The organism is Anaerococcus lactolyticus ATCC 51172 (assembly GCF_000156575.1).
Classification (GTDB): domain Bacteria; phylum Bacillota; class Clostridia; order Tissierellales; family Peptoniphilaceae; genus Anaerococcus; species Anaerococcus lactolyticus.
The window spans coordinates 1-241 of the sequence record NZ_GG666140.1; the positions used below are offsets into that span (position 1 = coordinate 1).

Genomic DNA, 241 nt, shown 5'->3' on the forward strand with positions numbered 1-241 from the left:
GGCCGTCGGTGGACGTGATCACCGGCCTGATCAAGGCCAACATCCCGACCCGGTATCGCCTTCCAGGTCTCCAGCAAGATCGACTCGCGCACCATCCTCGACCAGGGTGGCGCCGAACAACTTCTCGGCCACGGCGACATGCTCTAACCTGCCGCCGGGCACAGGCCTGCCGATTCGCGTGCACGGCGCCTTCGTTTCCGACGACGAGGTGCACCGGGTGGTCGAGGCCTGGAAGCTGCGC

General features: G+C 66.8%; 1 pseudogene. It reads left to right on the forward strand.

The window, feature by feature from the left end:
* A pseudogene (locus HMPREF0072_RS11560) lies at positions 1-241 on the forward strand (hypothetical protein); the annotation flags it as partial.